The sequence below is a fragment of the Rhizobium sp. SVR5-9E genome, assembly GCF_056755095.1.
In genome coordinates this window covers 1-241 of sequence record NZ_JBNDHS010000668.1, presented here as the reverse complement: position 1 = coordinate 241, position 241 = coordinate 1, and the positions used below count along the sequence as shown (strand labels likewise).

At 63.5% G+C, this 241-nt stretch carries 1 pseudogene; it reads right to left on the bottom strand.

What is annotated here, in order from left to right:
- A pseudogene (locus ACPYOJ_RS36480) lies at positions 1-241 on the bottom strand (hypothetical protein); the annotation flags it as partial.

Below are 241 nucleotides of genomic sequence, written 5' to 3'. Positions count from 1 at the left end.
CTCCTGCGCTGTCGACGTCCTGCCGGGTGCGGTCGCCGTCCCAACGGCTTTTGACCGCGGCCGGCTTTTCGGTCTCCACCCGCCGCGCGACGTCTCTGACCACCTCGTCTACGGTCTTCGCGGCATTCCCACCAACCGAGCTGTAGCACGGGAGCGTTTTCGTCCATGCACCGCAGAGTAGTTTGTAGAAGGGCTTATGAAGCGCTTTTCCCTTCAGCTCCCACATGGCGACGTCGACCGC